Annotated in this window: 20 protein-coding genes and 1 pseudogene; 12 read left to right on the forward strand and 9 right to left on the reverse strand. The window is 63.4% G+C overall.

Translation table 11 applies throughout. The features are described 5' to 3' along the window. Positions 1 to 203: 203 nt before the first annotated feature. From ispG to FJ941_RS22685, 3 genes are all read left to right on the forward strand, one after another. A complete protein-coding gene (gene ispG / locus FJ941_RS22675; protein ID WP_140509088.1) occupies positions 204 to 1,457 on the forward strand; it encodes a flavodoxin-dependent (E)-4-hydroxy-3-methylbut-2-enyl-diphosphate synthase in 1,254 nt (417 codons plus the stop codon). 4 nt (positions 1,458 to 1,461) lie between these two features. Then, positions 1,462 to 2,316 carry a lytic transglycosylase domain-containing protein gene (locus FJ941_RS22680; protein ID WP_140509056.1) on the forward strand — a complete coding sequence of 285 codons (855 nt, stop codon included), beginning with the start codon at positions 1,462 to 1,464 and terminating at the stop codon, positions 2,314 to 2,316. 97 nt (positions 2,317 to 2,413) lie between these two features. Next, the gene (locus tag FJ941_RS22685) at positions 2,414 to 3,166 is read left to right on the forward strand and encodes a Stf0 family sulfotransferase (RefSeq protein WP_140509057.1); all 753 of its coding nucleotides are present in this window, start codon (positions 2,414 to 2,416) and stop codon (positions 3,164 to 3,166) included. 15 nt (positions 3,167 to 3,181) lie between these two features. Here FJ941_RS22685 and FJ941_RS22690 read toward each other — a convergent pair whose 3' ends face one another. Both FJ941_RS22690 and FJ941_RS22695 read right to left on the reverse strand, forming a co-directional pair. Then, the gene (locus tag FJ941_RS22690; protein ID WP_140509059.1) at positions 3,182 to 5,521 is read right to left on the reverse strand and encodes a response regulator; all 2,340 of its coding nucleotides are present in this window, start codon (positions 5,519 to 5,521) and stop codon (positions 3,182 to 3,184) included. Positions 5,522 to 5,631: 110 nt separating this feature from the next. Beyond that, positions 5,632 to 6,531: a polyprenyl synthetase family protein gene (locus FJ941_RS22695; RefSeq protein WP_246673934.1), complete on the reverse strand. Its 900-nt coding sequence runs from the start codon at positions 6,529 to 6,531 to the stop codon at positions 5,632 to 5,634. A 96-nt stretch (positions 6,532 to 6,627) separates the two neighbouring features. On the opposite strand from FJ941_RS22695, the gene FJ941_RS22700 reads away from it, so the two are divergent. From FJ941_RS22700 to FJ941_RS22710, 3 genes are all read left to right on the forward strand, one after another. Further along, on the forward strand, positions 6,628 to 7,389 hold the full coding sequence (locus FJ941_RS22700; protein ID WP_140509062.1) for a transglycosylase domain-containing protein: 762 nt from the start codon (positions 6,628 to 6,630) through the stop codon (positions 7,387 to 7,389). A gap of 140 nt (positions 7,390 to 7,529) precedes the next feature. Further along, positions 7,530 to 7,712: a 50S ribosomal protein L32 gene (gene rpmF, locus FJ941_RS22705; RefSeq protein ID WP_008834724.1), complete on the forward strand. Its 183-nt coding sequence runs from the start codon at positions 7,530 to 7,532 to the stop codon at positions 7,710 to 7,712. Positions 7,713 to 7,962: 250 nt separating this feature from the next. Then, positions 7,963 to 8,364, forward strand: coding sequence for a hypothetical protein (locus FJ941_RS22710; RefSeq protein WP_140509063.1), 402 nt, complete (start codon positions 7,963 to 7,965; stop codon positions 8,362 to 8,364). A 3-nt stretch (positions 8,365 to 8,367) separates the two neighbouring features. Here the strand turns inward: FJ941_RS22710 and FJ941_RS22715 are convergent, their stop codons facing one another. From FJ941_RS22715 to FJ941_RS22725, 3 genes are all read right to left on the reverse strand, one after another. Beyond that, positions 8,368 to 8,799, reverse strand: coding sequence for a heme-binding protein (locus tag FJ941_RS22715; protein WP_140509065.1), 432 nt, complete (start codon positions 8,797 to 8,799; stop codon positions 8,368 to 8,370). A gap of 164 nt (positions 8,800 to 8,963) precedes the next feature. Beyond that, positions 8,964 to 9,197, reverse strand: coding sequence for a hypothetical protein (locus FJ941_RS22720; RefSeq protein ID WP_135863133.1), 234 nt, complete (start codon positions 9,195 to 9,197; stop codon positions 8,964 to 8,966). A 76-nt stretch (positions 9,198 to 9,273) separates the two neighbouring features. Beyond that, positions 9,274 to 9,795 carry a helix-turn-helix domain-containing protein gene (locus tag FJ941_RS22725; protein ID WP_140509067.1) on the reverse strand — a complete coding sequence of 174 codons (522 nt, stop codon included), beginning with the start codon at positions 9,793 to 9,795 and terminating at the stop codon, positions 9,274 to 9,276. 92 nt (positions 9,796 to 9,887) lie between these two features. Between FJ941_RS22725 and FJ941_RS22730 the strand changes: the two genes are divergently transcribed. The 3 genes from FJ941_RS22730 (at position 9,888) to FJ941_RS22740 (ending at position 11,799) form a co-directional block, all read left to right on the forward strand. Further along, entirely contained in the window at positions 9,888 to 10,724 is an 837-nt protein-coding gene (locus FJ941_RS22730) for an alpha/beta hydrolase (protein WP_140509068.1), read from the forward strand. A gap of 89 nt (positions 10,725 to 10,813) precedes the next feature. Further along, positions 10,814 to 11,470, forward strand: a complete 657-nt coding sequence (locus FJ941_RS22735) for a glutathione S-transferase family protein (protein WP_140509070.1) — start codon at positions 10,814 to 10,816, stop codon at positions 11,468 to 11,470. A 5-nt stretch (positions 11,471 to 11,475) separates the two neighbouring features. Beyond that, entirely contained in the window at positions 11,476 to 11,799 is a 324-nt protein-coding gene (locus tag FJ941_RS22740) for a metalloregulator ArsR/SmtB family transcription factor (RefSeq protein ID WP_140509072.1), read from the forward strand. Between the two features lie 130 nt (positions 11,800 to 11,929). Here the strand turns inward: FJ941_RS22740 and FJ941_RS22745 are convergent, their stop codons facing one another. From FJ941_RS22745 to FJ941_RS22755, 3 genes and pseudogenes are all read right to left on the reverse strand, one after another. Further along, positions 11,930 to 12,193 carry a metalloregulator ArsR/SmtB family transcription factor gene (locus tag FJ941_RS22745; RefSeq protein ID WP_010911936.1) on the reverse strand — a complete coding sequence of 88 codons (264 nt, stop codon included), beginning with the start codon at positions 12,191 to 12,193 and terminating at the stop codon, positions 11,930 to 11,932. A 31-nt stretch (positions 12,194 to 12,224) separates the two neighbouring features. Then, positions 12,225 to 13,484: pseudogene (locus FJ941_RS22750) on the reverse strand (MFS transporter); the annotation flags it as partial. A gap of 74 nt (positions 13,485 to 13,558) precedes the next feature. Then, positions 13,559 to 13,753: a DUF1192 domain-containing protein gene (locus FJ941_RS22755; RefSeq protein ID WP_140509076.1), complete on the reverse strand. Its 195-nt coding sequence runs from the start codon at positions 13,751 to 13,753 to the stop codon at positions 13,559 to 13,561. Positions 13,754 to 13,875: 122 nt separating this feature from the next. Between FJ941_RS22755 and FJ941_RS22760 the strand changes: the two genes are divergently transcribed. The 3 genes from FJ941_RS22760 (at position 13,876) to FJ941_RS22770 (ending at position 16,346) form a co-directional block, all read left to right on the forward strand. Next, positions 13,876 to 14,886 (forward strand): NAD(P)H-quinone oxidoreductase, encoded by a 1,011-nt coding sequence (locus tag FJ941_RS22760; RefSeq protein ID WP_140509078.1) that lies wholly within the window; start codon positions 13,876 to 13,878, stop codon positions 14,884 to 14,886. 201 nt (positions 14,887 to 15,087) lie between these two features. Then, entirely contained in the window at positions 15,088 to 15,228 is a 141-nt protein-coding gene (locus FJ941_RS22765; protein WP_013892619.1) for a DUF1127 domain-containing protein, read from the forward strand. A gap of 422 nt (positions 15,229 to 15,650) precedes the next feature. Then, positions 15,651 to 16,346: a DUF1013 domain-containing protein gene (locus FJ941_RS22770; RefSeq protein WP_140509080.1), complete on the forward strand. Its 696-nt coding sequence runs from the start codon at positions 15,651 to 15,653 to the stop codon at positions 16,344 to 16,346. Positions 16,347 to 16,410: 64 nt separating this feature from the next. Here FJ941_RS22770 and FJ941_RS22775 read toward each other — a convergent pair. Continuing rightward, positions 16,411 to 16,754, reverse strand: a 344-nt coding sequence (locus FJ941_RS22775) for a WYL domain-containing protein (RefSeq protein ID WP_127388676.1), incomplete at its 5' end; no start/stop codon positions are given.

Raw genomic sequence — 16,754 nt, forward strand, 5'->3', positions numbered from 1 at the left:
GCGTGCTGTTCACCCCCGGCGGGGATCAATTGCTGCCAGTGGCGACCTGTCGCCATTGACAAGCCACCTTTGCTCCTCCACCTCATGCCCGGACTTCAGCGCATCGGACCCGGCTTGTGCGTCCAAGCGGACGCACGGGCTTCAGAGAGACGCATAGCGCTCCAGAGAGACGCATGGCGCTCCAGAGACAAAAGGCTGCCGGCATGACCGGATATTTTTCCTTTCCTTTCCCCCGCCGCACCTCGGTCGGCGTCGATGTCGGCGGTGTGGTCGTCGGCGGCGGCGCGCCCGTCGTCGTACAGTCGATGACCAATACCGACACGGCCGATATCGACCAGACGGTCGCGCAAGTCGCGGCGCTGCACCGCGCCGGTTCCGAGATCGTGCGCATCACCGTCGACCGCGACGAGAGTGCGGCCGCCGTGCCGCGTATCCACGAACGCCTGTTGCGGCTCGGCATCGATGTGCCGCTGGTCGGCGACTTCCATTATATCGGCCACAAGCTTTTGGCCGACCATCCGGCATGCGCCGTGGCGCTGGCCAAGTACCGCATCAATCCCGGCAATGTCGGCTTCAAGGACAAGAAGGACCGGCAGTTCACCGATATCGTCGAAATGGCGATCAAGCACGACAAGCCGGTACGCATCGGCGTCAACTGGGGCTCGCTCGACCAGGAACTGTTGACCCGGCTGATGGACGACAACCAGGACAACGGTTTCCCCCTGACCGCGCAGGAAGTCACGCGAGAAGCGATCGTACAGTCGGCGATCCTGTCGGCCGAGATGGCCGAAGAGATTGGCCTTAGCCGCGAAAAAATCATCCTGTCGGCCAAGGTCAGTGGCGTGCAGGACCTGATCGCCGTCTACACCGAACTCGCCACCCGTTCCAATCACGCGCTGCATCTCGGCCTCACCGAAGCCGGCATGGGCTCCAAAGGCATCGTCGCTTCTTCCGCCGCGATGGGCATCCTCCTGCAGCAAGGCATCGGCGACACCATCCGCATCTCGCTGACGCCGGAGCCCAATGGCGACCGCACCCGCGAGGTGCAGGTGTCGCAGGAACTGCTGCAGACCATGGGCTTCCGGCAGTTCGTGCCGATCGTCGCGGCCTGCCCCGGCTGCGGCCGCACCACCTCCACCGTGTTCCAGGAACTGGCGCAGAACATCCAGGCGGACCTGCGCAAGAACATGCCGGTGTGGCGTGAGAAATACCCGGGCGTCGAGAACCTCAAGGTCGCCGTGATGGGATGCATCGTCAACGGCCCGGGTGAGTCCAAGCATGCCGATATCGGCATTTCGCTGCCCGGCACCGGCGAGACGCCGACCGCGCCTGTCTTCGTCGACGGCAAGAAAGCGGCGACGCTGCGCGGGCCGTCGATCGCGGCGGATTTCGAGAAAATGGTCGCCGACTATATCGAACAGAGGTTCGGTCAGGGCGGCAAGGCCGCGGCAGAGTAGCCAGATGCGGCGTTTCCCGTGGGCGGCGCTGATTTTCCTGTGCGGCATGGCCTGGTCGACGCTTGCCCAGGCCGATCCACCGCAATCGGCCAAGCAGCGGCTGATCGAGAAGGTCTGTAACCTGATCCAGGCGCATGCCGACCAGAACGGCCTGCCCCGGGATTTCTTCGCCCGCCTGATCTGGAAGGAAAGCCGGTTCGATCCCAACGCCGTGAGCCCTGTCGGCGCCGAGGGCATCGCCCAGTTCATGCCGGGCACCGCCAAGATGCGGGGGCTGGAAAATTCCTTCGATATCAACCAGGCGATCCCGGCGTCGGCTAGATATCTCGCCGAAATGAAGACCAGCTATGGCAATCTTGGTCTGGCTGCCGCCGCCTACAATGCCGGCGAGAGCCGGGTGTCGCGCTGGCTGAATTCCGGCGGCTTCCTGCCGATGGAGACGGAAAGCTATGTCTTCGACGTGATGGGCGAGCCGGTCGACAAGTTCACGGACCGGGCCTATGCCGGAAAAGTCGAGCCACTCGACGGCAAGCTGGATTTCGCGGTCGCCTGCCGCAAGCTGCCGGTGATCATGTCGAGAACGGTGGCGATGGCCTCGATCAACATCAAGCCATGGGGCGTCCAGGTGGCGGGCAATTTCCGCCGCAGCGCCGCGATCAGCCAATGGCTCAGGGTGCGGGGCCGTTTTCCGGCCCTGCTTGCCGGGCATGATCCGGTGGTGAGCCGGGTGCGCACGCCGATCGGCCGGCGCGGCATCTACGCCGTCAGGATCGGGATCGACGACCGAACTGCGGCCAATGTCATCTGCCAGAAACTGCAAAGCGTCGGTGGCGCCTGCGTGGTGGTGCGCAACCGGTAAAGGCCTGAAGACGGCGCCCGTCGCATCCAGCAACAATTTCAGCTATAGGGCGGCCACCATCTCTCCTTGGGCAGCAGCCCTGTCATCGCGAGCGCCCATGTTCGACGGATACATCATCTGCTGCACGCCCAGAACCGGCAGCACCCTGCTGTGCAAGCTGCTGGCGGCCACCGGAACGACCGGTGACCCCCACTCATTCTACCGGCGGCAGGATGTGTCGGAGTGGGCCGAGGATTGGGGACTGCCCGCTCGCGACACGATGGGCGAGCTTGAATTCCAGCTTGCCTATCTCAATGCGGCGATCGGTGCCGGCAAGGGCGATACTGAAATCTTCGGCTTGCGCCTGATGCGGGAGAACCTGGGCGAGCTTTCGGCGATACTCGACCGGATTTTTCCGGAGCTTGCGTCGGACAAAGCGCGTTTCGAGAGGGCTTTTGGCCGTGTCCTCTACATACACCTGTCGCGCGAAAACAAGCTCGCGCAGGCCGTCTCCCTGGTCAAAGCCCGGCAAACCGGTCTTTGGCATATCGCTCCCGACGGAACCGAAATCGAAAGGGTAGGGCCTGCCAGGGAACCTCACTATGATTTCGAGCGCATCAAGGGTGAGGTCGAAGAGTTGGAAGCCTATGATGGCGCCTGGAGCATCTGGTTCGCGCAACAGGGCATAGCGCCATTGCGGATCGGCTATGAGCACCTTGCCGCCGAGCCGGCCGTGGCACTGCTGCGCATCTGCGAAGCCCTGGGCGTCCGGGCACCGGATGTCCGGCATGTCAGGCCCGGCGTCGCCAAGCTCGCCGACGAGACGAGCCTGGACTGGATGCGCCGCTTTCATCTGGACGCAGCCGTCTGAGGCGTTGATGGGTGGTCAGGCGGTCTTGGCCACCACCGTCTCGCTGAGCCAGGTGCCGATCTTGGCGCCGAGGCGATCGGGCGAAACGGGCTTGGGCAGATAGTCGTCCATGCCGGCCTCGATGCACTTGTCGCGGTCGCCCTTCAGCGCATGCGCGGTGACGCCGACGATCGGGATGTGGCCGCCGGACGAAGCTTCGATCGTCCGGATGGCGCGTGTCGCCTCATAACCGTTCATTTCCGGCATCGAGACGTCCATCAGAACCAGCCTCGGGTGCAGCGACCGGTACATCTCGACCGCGGTGCGGCCATTGCCGGCGATGCGGTAGCTCAAGCCAAGCCCATTGAGGATTTGGCCGAACACCATCTGGTTCACGTCATTGTCCTCGGCGATGAGGATGTCGATCGGGCTGTTCGGCGCCGCATTCGATTCTGGCACTGCCGCGACCGGTACGGCCGGGCCACGGATAACCGTGAAGGCCGGCGGAGCCGGCTGGGGCATCGGTTGGACCGGCTCGCGAATGAACTGCGCCTTGCCGGCCTGCGAACGCGCCTTCTGGATGACCGAGATGACGGTGCCGAGCAGGACCGCCGACCGCGCCGGCTTGGTCAGATGCGCCGATATGCCGAAGTCGATGATCATCTTGCCGAAATCGACCTGGTCGACCGAGGTCAGGATAACGACCGGGATGGTGGACAGCCGGCTGTCGGCGGCGATGGCCCGGGCGACATCGGCGCCGTTCATGCCGGGCATCTGATAATCCAGGATGATACAGTCGACGCTGGCGCCGAGTTGGCAGGCGCGATCGAGGAAGGCGAGGCCTACCGCGCCGCTTTCGGCGGCGGCGCAGTCGAAGCTCCAGCTTCTGAGCTGTTCCAGCAGGATCTCGCGGTTGACCGGATTGTCATCGATGACCAAAACGCGCGCGCCGGTGACGTCCACCGGCACGATAGCATCGCGCGCCTCGGCACGGTGGACCGGCAGCGGCACGGCGAACCAGAAGACGGAGCCGCGGCCGATCTCGCTCTCGACGCCGATCTTGCCGGCCATCAGGTCGACGAGACGGGCGGCGATGGCGAGCCCAAGGCCGGTGCCTTCGTGACGGCGGGTCGAGGAGCCATCGACCTGGGCGAACTTCTCGAACACGTTCTGCAATTTCTCGGCCGGGATGCCGATGCCGGTGTCCTCGACGCGCAGCTTGAGCTGGACGACGTCGTTGACGGTTTCGCCGCCGACATCGATCAGCACATGGCCCTTCTCGGTGAATTTAACCGCATTGCCGACCAGGTTGGTGACGATCTGCCGAAAGCGGCCGGCGTCGCCAACGACATGGGCCGGCAGCCTGGGGTCGACGCGCACGATAAGTTCCAGGTTCTTCTCGGCGACGCGCGCCGAGACCAGCGTCGCCACATCCTCCACCGCTTCCGAGAGGCGGAAAGGAGCAGGGTCGAGCGTCAGCTGCCCGGCATTGATCTTCGAGAAATCGAGAATGTCGTTGATGATGGTGAGAAGCGCGTTGCCTGATTTGACGATAACGTCGGTGAAGGTCTTCTGGCGCGGGTTCAACTCGGTCTTGGCCAGCAATTCGGCCATGCCGAGCACGCCGTTCATCGGCGTGCGGATCTCGTGGCTCATATTGGCCAGGAATTCCGACTTGGCGCGGTCGGCCGCCTCGGCCTTGAACAAGGATTCGGCCGACTGGGCAAAAGCGCGGCGGATCGCCTGTTCCATCGGCCGGAAGATCCAGAAGGCGACAATGGCCAGGACGGCGAACAACAGGCCGCTCGCCCACAAAAGCAGCCGGTCGCTGGAGGCGTCCGCCAGATGGCGTTCCTCGTCCATCGCGGTGCGGACCCGCACCAGCATGGGCTGAACGAACAGGTCGTTCTGGTTGCGGATTTCGCGAGGGCTCCATTCATCGGTCTTTTGCGCCACCGACATCAGATTGAAGTTGCGAACCATGTCACGCGGCGACCAGAACAGATCGCCGTTGACGGAAGCGGCTGCCAGTTCGTTGACGGTCTTGGCAGACAGGCGCTGACGTATCGCCGCGAACTGGGCGGTCAGTGCCTCGATCTCGCCGGTCAGACGCTCGGAATGGTCGCGTGCCGAAGCCGTCAGCGCATCGCGCGTCTCGATCCGCCAGGCGGAACTGGTTGTCTCGGCGAAGCTGGTGGCGTTGCGCAGGTCGCGGGTGAAAACGACGAGATTGCTGCTCAGCGCATCGATTTCATGGCGCAAGGAATTGACGCGATTGAGCGCACCCATGATGGCGGCCGAAGCCAGCGCGAAAACCAACAATCCTGAAAGATAGCGTATCCGGACGGACCGGATGAAAGAAGAATATTCCGGCATGCGCAACCCCAACACATACGCATTCTAAGAATTGGGATTACGCTTCATTTACATTAAGATTTCGTTGGCACAACCACAGGTGCAATGTGCAACCCGATATGGGCCTTCCGTCAGCTGTTGCGGGTTGCCACGAAGGTCGCGGCGGCCTTCAGCAGGGCCGCCTTTTCGCCATAGGGTTCGAGCAACGCGTGCGCCTGGCCGACGAGACCGTCGAGCTGCTTGCGTGCCCAATCCGCGCCGTGCAAGGCTACCAGCGTACCCTTGCCCGCGGCGGCATCCTTGCCGGTCGCCTTGCCCATCTGCTTGGCGTCGGCCGTCAGATCCAGCAGGTCGTCGGCGAGCTGGAAGGCTAGGCCGATCGCTGACCCGAACTCGGCCAGCCTTTCCCGGTCATCCGGCTGTGCGCCGGCCAGGATTGCACCCGCCTCGCAGGCGAAGCGGATCAAGGCGCCGGTCTTCATCGCCTGCAGCCGGATGATGCCGGCCTCGTCCGGTCGCACCAGCTCGGCTTCGAGATCAAGCTTCTGGCCGCCGACCATGCCACCGGCCCCGGCGGCGCGGGCCAGCGCCAGCACCAGCGCGCACCGCCGCTCGGCCGGCAGCGCGGTCGCTTCGCCGGCGAGGATATCGAAGGCGAGCGTCAGCAGTGCGTCGCCGGCCAGGATGGCGGTGGCCTCGTCAAAGGCCTTGTGCACGGTCGGCTGACCGCGGCGCAGGTCATCATCGTCCATTGCCGGCAGGTCATCATGGATCAGCGAATAGCAATGCACGCATTCGAGTGCCGCCGCGACGCGCAGCGCGGCTTCACCATCGGCGGAAAACAGTGCCGCACTTTCCATGACCAGGAAGGGGCGAAGGCGCTTGCCGCCGTTCAGCACGCCATGGCGCATCGCCGCCATCAGGCGATCGGGCCGCGCGATCTCGCCCGATAGCGGACGGTCGTCGAGCAACCGGCGCAGCATCACCTCGGCGGCGGCCGCGCGCCTGATGAGCGCCATTTCGAACGCCATTTCGTCCTCATTCGTCATGGCCGGGACCGGTAGCCGACACTCAGACGTTGCGCAAGAAGGCAAGCGCCATTATGCCGGAGCAAGGAGAAGTACGGGTTGGGCGGCTTGGCGGAACCGATCGTCGATCATGAGACCGAAAAGCTGGACATGGCGACGAGATCGCGAGGCGTGAACCGTCGCAGTCTCAGGCGCTGGGTCCGGCGTGGCATCGTCGTGGCCGCCGTGCTGGCGCTTATCCCGGTGGTGCTGACCTTTCTCTACCTGCCGTTCTTCGTGCACCCGGTATCGATGCTGATGCTGAAGGACCTGGCGACCTTCTCCGGCTACGACCGGCGCTGGGTTTCCATTGATGACGTGGCACCCGTGCTCGCCCATTCGGTCATCATGTCGGAGGATGGGCAGTTCTGTTTCCACCGCGGCGTCGATCTTGGCGAGCTCAGGGGCGTCGTCGACGATGCGCTGGCCGGCGAGGCGACGCGCGGCGCCTCGACCATCACCATGCAGACGGTGAAGAACCTCTTCCTCTGGTCAAGGCCGCTGGGCTCGGTGCGCAAGGTCGTCGAACTGCCGCTGGCCGTCTACTTCGACGCGGTGATGTCGAAACGGCGCATCATGGAGATCTATCTCAACATCGCCGAATGGGGGCCGGGCATCTACGGCATCGAGGCGGCGGCGCAGCACCATTTCGGCATTTCCGCAAAGCAGTTGTCGCGCCGGCAGGCGGCCCTTCTCGCCGTCACTCTGCCAAACCCGATCGCCCGCAATCCGGCAAAACCCGGACCGGGCCTCAGACGGCTTGCCAACCTGATCGAGCGGCGCGCCGGGCGCTCAGGCGCTTATGTCGGCTGTCTGGACTAGCCGTACAAAAAAGATTCACCACAGTGCTGGCCAAAACGGTGTCAGGCGTGTATAGGCACCCGACTTTCTCAGATTTAGGCCCCGACATGGCCCTTTCACGAGGGCGGGCGGGGCTTTTGACCATGTAGTGGAGCATATCCATGGCCGTTCCGAAACGCAAAACCTCTCCGTCCAAGCGCGGCATGCGCCGCTCGGCCGACGCCCTCAAGGCCCCGACCTATGTCGAGGACAAGAATTCCGGCGAAATGCGCCGCCCGCACCACATCGACCTGAAGACCGGCATGTATCGCGGTCGCCAGGTGCTGACGCCCAAGGAAAGCTGAGCCCAGCTTTTTTCGAAGGTTAGAGTTGCAAAAGACCGGCCTCTGGCTGGTCTTTTGCGTTTGGTGCGGCGTGCGCGCCGGCTACTTCAAGCGCCGAGTTTTCGTCTCTCGTTTTTTCATGTCGGCCGGGCAAACGGCTGACATGGTTGTTGCATCCGGTCTTCGACCGTGTTTGCGGCCGTGCACGAAAAATCTTGACGCCGTGCCTGTGGAGCATTCTACAGAAGGTGCCCCCATATGGAGACGCCAGATGTTCGGTGCCGTCCCGCTTTTGATCGTGCCTTTCGTGCTCTACAATCTCGGCCTGCTCGGTATATTCGGCGGCGGCGACGATCCGTGGGCGAGCGAGATGTTCTCGTTCCGCATGATGTCGGGCGGGGTGTTCTCGATGACGCTCGGCGACCTGATCGTGCTGATCGGGCTGATTTTTCTGTTCCTTGAAATGGTCAAGTCGGCGCGCACGACCACCGCCTCGATCATGGACCATCTGTTGTCGACGCTTGTCTTCGTTGCTTTCCTGGTCGAGTTCCTGCTGGTGAAGGGTGCCGCGCATTCCATCTTCTTCACGCTGATGATCATCTCCCTGTTCGACGTGCTGGCCGGGTTCGCGGTGTCGATGCGGTCGGCCAGTCGCGACATCAATTTGAACTGAGGCTCAGCCCGGATCAGCGGTGAAGCCGGCGGCTTCAATGCCGGCAATCGCGGCTGCCTCGTCATTGTCTGACGTGTCGCCGGAGATACCGACGGCGCCGATGATGGTGCCGGCTTTGTCGCGGATCAGCACGCCGCCGACGACCGGCAGCACCCGTCCCCCCGAAACGTCGGAAATACCGGCAACCAGATGTGGGCGCTCCTTGGCGAAGGCCTCGACCTTGCGCGAGCCCATGCCGATCGCCAGCGCGCCATAAGCCTTGCCGGCCGACATTTGCGGGCGCAGGAACGAGGCGCCGTCCTGGCGCTGGAAGGCAACCAGGTGTCCGCCGGCGTCGAGCACCGACACGCCGAGCGGCTTGAGCTTGAGATCGGTGCCCCTGGCGAAGGCGGCATTGATGATCTCGACGGCTTTTTCGAGCGACAGCGCGGTCATGGCAATCTCCTGTTGAACAGCCCAATCATCGCCGGCCAGCCGGACCAGGCAATCCCTGTTTCGGTTGAAATTGCTTCCTGTGAAGCCGCGGGATCAAGGCGCACCTGTCCGACGGCGTCACGACCGCTCGATTCAGGACGAGGCATTGGCGGAAAGGCGGGGCGTTACTTTTTCTTGGCGCGGGCCGGCTTCTTGGCGGGGGCGGCAGGCGTGTTGGCTAGATCTTCGGCTTCCTTGGCGAGCCGCAGCGCTCGCAGCTTGTCGGTCTTGGCCTTGCGGGCGTCGCTCTCGGCGACGTACTCGGCCATGGCCTTCTGACGGACCGTCGCCGCCTCTTCCTGCTTCTTGAAGCGCAGATCGGCACGCGCGCGGGCAGTGTCCCTAGAGTTCTCAACCAAGAGCGTATCCAATCCCGTGAAGTGTGATTTCCATCCTTTGTAGCAGAGCCGGCCTTTCAACGGGGAAAATAGTTGGTCAGGCGGCCGGGCTGGCGTTGAGGGCCTTTTCGGCAACCACCGCTTCATAGGCGGCCTGCAGCGTCGCGCGGACAGAGGGGCCGGGCGCTGTATCGAGGGGGGTGCCGAGGTGCTCATGGCGCAACTCGGCCATGAATTTCTCCCACATTGGCGGTCCGCCCTTTTCCAGGAGTTCGGCGCGGATCGAAAGTTCCTCGCTGGTCGGCAGCCAGACCCGGCCCCAGGCGCCGAGATGGGCCAGGATCGGCACCAGCGTGATGGCCATCTCGGTGAGGCTGTAGATCGCCTTCTGCTTGTGCGAAGGATCGTCCGCCTTGGTCAGCATGCCGAGCTCCATCAGCCGCTTCAACCGGTCGGCGAGGATGTTGGAGGCAATGCCTTCCATCGACCCGTTGAGCAGTTCACGAAAATGGCGCCTGCCGCCAAAAATCATGTCGCGCAGGATGATCAGGCTCCAGCGGTCGCCGAACACCTCCAGCGAGAGGTTGATCGGGCAGCCGGACCGGCGATCGAGGGTCATTCCATTTTCTCCACAAAACCGATTGCATTATCGTATCGGTTTTATTATCGTGCAACCGATTGCAAAATGCAAGCAGAAGAGGAGGCCATGAGATGACAACCAAAGACCGTCCCGAGATCATATCCGAAACCTTCGGCGATCCAGCGGGTCCGGCACTGCTGCTTATCATGGGCGCTATGGCCTCGATGCTTTGGTGGCCGGAGGCGTTTTGCCGGAAGCTGGCGCATGCCAGCCTATACGTGATCCGCTACGACAATCGCGACACCGGCCGGTCAACCAAATATCCGGTGGGACAGCCGCCCTACACTTTCGACGACATGGCCGACGACGCGATGACCGTTCTCGACAGCCACGGCATCGGCAAGGCCCATGTCGTCGGCATGTCGATGGGCGGCATGATCGCGCAACTCGTCGCGCTCAAGCACCCCTCCCGTGTCGCATCGCTGACGGTGATCAGCAGTTCGCCCGTGGGGACCGACACTTCGCATTTGCCGCGGACGACCGACGCCTATTTGGAGCATTCGGCCGATGGTGCCAAAGTCGATTGGGCGGACCGCCGCCAGGTCATCGATTTCATGATCAGGGATGCGCGGGCAATCGCCAGCACCGCCCATCCGTTCGACGAGGAGCGGATGAGAGCGTTCATCGAACGGGATTATATCAGGTCCGGCGGCTTCCTGAGCGCCACCAATCATTTCATGCTCAAGGGCACGGATCAGTGGAAGGGCCGCCTGCACGAGATGAAGGCGCCATTGCTGGTCATCCACGGCACGTCGGATCCGATCTTTCCGGTCGAGCATGGCGAAGCCCTGGCCCAAGCTGTTGCCGGCGCGAAACTCCTTCGCGTCGAAGGCGGCGGTCACGAACTGCATCCGGACGACTGGCCTGACATGGAAGCCGCTATCGTCGCGCACGTCCGATCCAGCTGAGACTTCGCGGGTCAGCCTTGATGAGCAAGGCTCACCGAAATAGTTAAGCAGATGATTCAGTGTTGTTGCAGAAACAGACGAGCACAAGAATGTCCCTGACGCTGCATTTCCATCCGCTGGCCTCCTTCTGCTGGAAGCCGCTGATCGCGCTCTATGAGAACGCCACGCCTTTTTCGCCGGTCATTGTCGATCTCGGCGACGAGCGATCGCGCGCGACCTTCCTGAAGGTTTCGCCGACCGGCAAGATGCCGGCGCTGCGCGACGACGCGCGTGACCGTACGGTGCTGGAATCAACCATTGTCGTGGAGTATCTGGCCGCGCACTATCCGGGACCGGTCGACCTCGTTCCCGCCGACATCGACATGGCGCTGGCGGTCCGACAGGCCGACCGCTTCTATGATTTCTATGTGCAGGAGCCGATGCAGAAGATCGTCGGCGACAGGTTGCGGCCGCAGGACAAGACTGATCCATTCGGTGTCGAGCAGGCGCGCGGCCAGTTGCGCAATTCCTACGCCATCATCGAACAGGAGATGCAATCGAGAGAATGGGCTGTGGGCGATGCCTTCACCATGGCCGATTGCGCGGCGTCTCCGGCGCTCTTCTACGCCAACAAGGTCGAGCCGTTCGGCGACAAATATCCTGCCGTGAAGCGCTATCACGACCGCCTGCTGCAGCGCGCCGCCTTCATCAGGGTGATCGAGGAGGCGCAGCCCTACTTCAAGCTCTTCCCCTACAACAACGGCTGATCGCGATGCTGCATGATCCCGCCCAGCTCGACCTGATGTTTCAGGCGCTCGCCGATCCGGCGCGGCGGCAGATGGTCGACCGGCTGTCACGCGGCCCCGCCTCGGTGAGCCAGTTGGCCGAGCCGCTGGCCATGTCGCTGTCGGCGGTCGTCCAGCACCTCAATCTCCTGGAGGCGAGCGGTCTCGTGCGCACACAGAAGGTCGGGCGGGTGCGCACCTGCCAGATCGAGCGGAAGGCACTGCGAGCGGCCGAGCACTGGATCAACGAGCGGCGCCTCTCATGGGAACGCCGGCTGGATCGGCGCGGCGACTTCCTGGCCGAGAGCTAGACAGCGCGGGTACCGCGGCTAAAGCGCGTCGCGTCGAAAAGGATATTTGCGACGCGCCTCAGGTCTTTGCCCGATGCGTGTCGTTGTCGCAAAACCGAGATCACTTTTGCGCGACATGCATTAGAAATGATCAGGCTTCCCAGAATTGATCGAGCCAGATGTTGAGTCTCAGGAAGCCGGCATTGCTCACCGTATAGACACGCCTCGTGCCTTCAGCCTTGGCGTTGACCAGTCCGGCATCGAGCAACACTTTCAGATGCTGTGACACGGCCGGACGGGAGACCGGCAGCCCGGCCGCCAATTCGTTGACGGTCTTCGGACCGCGTCGAAGTTCTTCCAGAAGATGGCGCCGATTGGGATCGGCGATCGCCATGAAGGCGTCGGAAAACATCATGCCTCATTTGTGAGGCAAAGTTTTTCAAATCTCAACTGTTTGCTTCTGCTTTTCTTCTCGGATCAAGCCGCAATGCTTCGGGGGTCACCGAACGGTCGGCAGGCTGCGTCTTGAAGGCATCGCGATCCTCGATCGGCACCGGAGCGCGGCGGCTGATGCGCAGCAGCGTGTAGCCAGCCAGGGACAGATGCGCCAAGGCGGTCGCCAGGAACAGGCCCTCCGGCCGCATCCAGCCCATCAGGGCCGCCGCCAGCAACGGCCCGATCATGGTGCCGAAGCCGTAGAGCAGCAGCAGGCCGCCCGATACCTTGACGAAATCCTCGGAGCGCGCGTGGTCGTTGGCATGCGCCACGGCAATCGAATAGAGCGTGTAGGCGAAAGCGCCGTAGGCGGCGGTGAAGACGAGGACGAAGACTGCGGAGCGCGGCTCGAACAGGAAGATGAGAAGCGCAAACAGCGCCGCGCCGAAAGCGGCACCGGCCAGCACGAAACGCCGGTCGGTCTTGTCGGAGAGACGCCCGGCCGGAAGCTGCATGGCGGCACCGGCGACGACCACAAGGCTCATCATCAAGGCGATCTCGGCAGTAGGGATGCCGATGCGGGCTCCGTAGACCGCGCCAAGCGTGCCCCAGGCGCCATTGGCGATGCCGATCAAGAGGCAGGCAATCGCCGACACGGGAGAGTTGGCGTAGAGCCCCTTGACGTCGAGTTTGACGTCCTGCAGCGGCTTCGGATGCGAGGCCGTCGAGACAGCGGTCGGAATGAGCGACAGGCAGAACAGGATGCCTGTGATCATGAACAGCGACGCCGATTTCACGTCGCCGCCGGCGACGATCATCTGTCCGCCCATAATCGAGGCATAGGTGACCATCATGTAGAGGCCGAAGACGGTGCCGCGGTTCTCGTTGGTGGCCTTCTCGTTCAGCCAGCTCTCGATGACCATGAAGGCGCCGGCCATGGTAAAACCGGTGAAGGCCCGTAGCAGGATCCAGACATACTCGTCGATGACAAGGCCCGTCAGCAGCGCCACGATGGCGCCGGACGCGGCAAAGGCGCCGAAGGCGCGCACATGTCCGGCGCGGCGCACGATGCGCGGCGCAAAGAAACAGCCGGTGACGAAGCCGCCGGCCCAGGCCGTGCCCATCAGGCCAAGCGAAGCGGTCGAGAATCCTTCCACCTGACCGCGCAGAGGCAACAGCAGCCCGTGCAGTCCCGATGCCGCCAGAAGGAAGGCGGTGCCGCGAAGCAGGGAAAGGATCGGTCTGTAGGCTGCGAGCATTTTTTGATCCGGCTGGACTGGGAGGGACGCAGGTTTGAAGACAGTCGCATTCGGGCTTTTCGGCGGCGGGCGGTTACCTCAGCGAATTATCCGCGGCGAAACAGCGCCTCGGCGGCCGACTTGGTATTGTCCTTGGTCTTGAGTTCGGCCTCCAGGCGGGCGATCTCGTCGCGCAGGATGCCGATGCGTTCGGACAGTTCACCGACGGAAAGCAGCGACAGGTCTTGCCCGATCTCGTGCGGACGTGCCTTCTTCTCGGGTTCGTCGTCGAAGATCGCCATCGTTGCTCCTCCTCCGCCAGACCAGATTGGCCATTTGCCTGATTTGCCAATGAGCATACATAGGGCAGGGGTGTCGATGCAAACAGCCGGTAAGAGTGCGGCGAGGAAAGACGGGAAACTTCATGGCGAGCGGACAGAAAATTCCGGCACGGATGACGGCGATCGCGATCTCGGAGCCGGGCGGCCCCCGGGTGTTGAAGCCGGAAACGCGCGACGTGCCGCTGCCCGGCCCCGGAGAAATCCTGATCAAGGTCCATGCCGCCGGCGTCAACCGGCCCGACGTCCAGCAGCGCAAGGGCGCCTATCCGCCACCGCCCGGCGCATCGGACCTGCCGGGCCTCGAGGTGTCGGGAGAAGTGGCCGCTCTTGGCGACGAGATATCGCGCTGGCGCATCGGCGACCGGGTCTGCGCGCTCACGCCCGGCGGCGGCTATGCCGAATATGCTAGGGTTCATGCAGGCAGCGTTCTGCCGCTGCCGGCGGGTTTCACCCACACGGAAGCGGCGGCGGTGCCGGAGAACTACTTCACCGTCTGGCACAATGTGTTCGAGCGCGGCGGACTCAAGAAGGGTGAGACACTGCTCGTCCATGGCGGCTCGTCCGGCATCGGCACTACGGCGATCCAGCTCGCCTCGGCCTTCGGCGCCTATGTCATCACCACCGCCGGATCCCAGGAGAAATGTGACGCCTGCCTGAAGCTCGGTGCCGACCGCGCGATCAATTACCGCGAGCAGGATTTCGTCGCCGCGGTCAAAGAGGCGACCGAAGGCCGGGGCGCCAACGTCATCCTCGACATGGTCGGTGGCGATTATATCCAGCGAAACTACGAGGCCGCCGCTGTCGAGGGCCGCATCGTGCAGATCGCCGTCCAGGCCGGCGCGGTGGCGAGCGCCGACTTTTCCAAGGTCATGGTCAAGCGGCTGACCCATACGGGTTCGACGCTGAGGCCGCGCAGCGTCGAATTCAAGGCCGCGATCGCGGCGGTGCTGGAGGCGCAAGTATGGCCTCTGCTGAGCGCGCGCAAGGTGGCGCCCGTCATGGACATGATCTACCCGCTCACCGACGCCTGGCGTGCGCATGAGCGGATGGAGGAGGGCGAGCATATCGGCAAGATCGTGCTCGACGTCGGCTAGGACGCCAGCATTTTCGGCCCGGCCTGACCGGATCTCGACACGGTCTGGCCAACGCCCTTCGCCCCTGCCTACAGGATGAACAGAAGCTTAATGGTGCAATGCAGCATTTGCATCATTGCTATGCAAAATCGGCTGTTCAAGTCCCGCTCGATGATCACTATTTGAGCATCATCGAAACGAACCCAATTCAGGAGGACTACCATGAACCCGATCCGTGCTTTCCGTAACTGGCGCATGTACAACGAGACCGTTCGCGAACTGAACCGCCTCAACGCACGTCAGCTCAGCGACCTCGGCATCAACCGCGGCGACATCGAGCGGATCGCCCGTCAGGCGATCTGATTGCAAGCGCGACCCGCCGCAAGGCAGGGGTCGCAATGCAGAGCCGCCGCGGACGCTTGTCGTCGCCGGTTCCAAGCCCGCTGGACCCCGTCCGGCGGGTTTTGTCTTTTGGGGCTTCGGATTCATCTCGGCTTCGGCGTGACATGCCATGGCGATCCGCGGCAAATGCGGTGGCAGGGCGGCGCGCAAGCTGGAGGAACGCCATGTCATGGACAATCGGCAAATGCCGACTGTCGGATCTTTAGCGGCCGGCCACGCTTGTTAGCCGCCACCGCGTGCCTTGGTTGGCCACGTCGTCCCAGCTCTTCCAAAAACGTTGCGAAAGCAGTCTGGAACGGTTATACAGGCCGCGAATTTCCCATTTTGGTGGCCCTAAACCACCGCCCGCGCGGGAACGCGGGCGAACGAGAAGGATTTTGCACATGGCCAATACGCTGCTGATGCCCAAGGCGACCGCCGTCTGGCTGGTCGACAACACCGCGCTTTCCTTCGAGCAGATCGCGCAGTTCTGCGGGCTGCACCCGCTCGAGGTCAAGGCGATCGCCGACGGCGAATCGGCGCAAGGCATCAAGGGCATGGACCCGATCATGACCGGCCAGCTGACCCGCGACGAGATCGCGCGCGCCGAGAAAGACCCGAACCAGCGCCTGAAGCTTTCCGACCCCAAGGTGCGGGTGCCGGAATCCAAGCGCAAGGGTCCGCGCTACACGCCACTGTCGAAGCGCCAGGACCGGCCCAATGCCATCCTGTGGCTGGTGCGCAACCATCCCGAACTCAAGGACGCGCAGATTTCGCGCCTCGTCGGCACCACCAAGTCGACGATCGAGCAGATCCGCGAACGCAAGCACTGGAATTCGGCCAACCTTCAACCGATGGACCCGGTGACGCTGGGCCTCGCCTCGCAGATCGACCTCGACATGGAAGTCAACCGCGCCTCGCGTGGCCGCGAGCAGGCGCAGCCGGTCGGCGACACGCTGCTGCCGGCGGCATTGACCGAGCGGCTGGTGCCGGCGCCGGAGAAGCCGAAGGACGAGGATGCGGAGCTCGACGCCAACGCCGTCTTCGCCAAGCTGTCGGCGCTCAAGTCGAAGGATACCGACAGGGACGACGAGGAATAGGCTTTTCGCCTACGCAACAAAAAAGCCCGCTTCGAGCGGACTTTTTTGTACGGTCCGGCAAATCTCAGCTTCGCGCCGCGCGATCCGGCGCCATGCCGTAATCCTCGCTGCGCTCCACCGCCCGGTAGAAATCGGCAAGCTGCTTGCCGCGCTCCGGCTTGAAGATTCGGCCGGCGATGACCACGGAGGCGATGCGGTCGATGCGGAAAGCGCGGAAATCATCGCGCATCTCGCACCAGGCGACCAGCGTCCACACCTTGCCCCAGAACCACAGGCCGAGCGGCCTGATATCGCGCGCGGTGCCGCGGCCGGCCTCGTCCGAGTAGTCGATGGTCAGCACCTGGCGCTTTTCGACCGCGCGTTCGATCAGGTCGATCGCCTCGCGGGCCGCGTCGCTGACCACCCACA

Origin of the sequence: Mesorhizobium sp. B2-3-13 (assembly GCF_006442195.1) — a bacterium.
Lineage (GTDB): Bacteria > Pseudomonadota > Alphaproteobacteria > Rhizobiales > Rhizobiaceae > Mesorhizobium > Mesorhizobium salmacidum.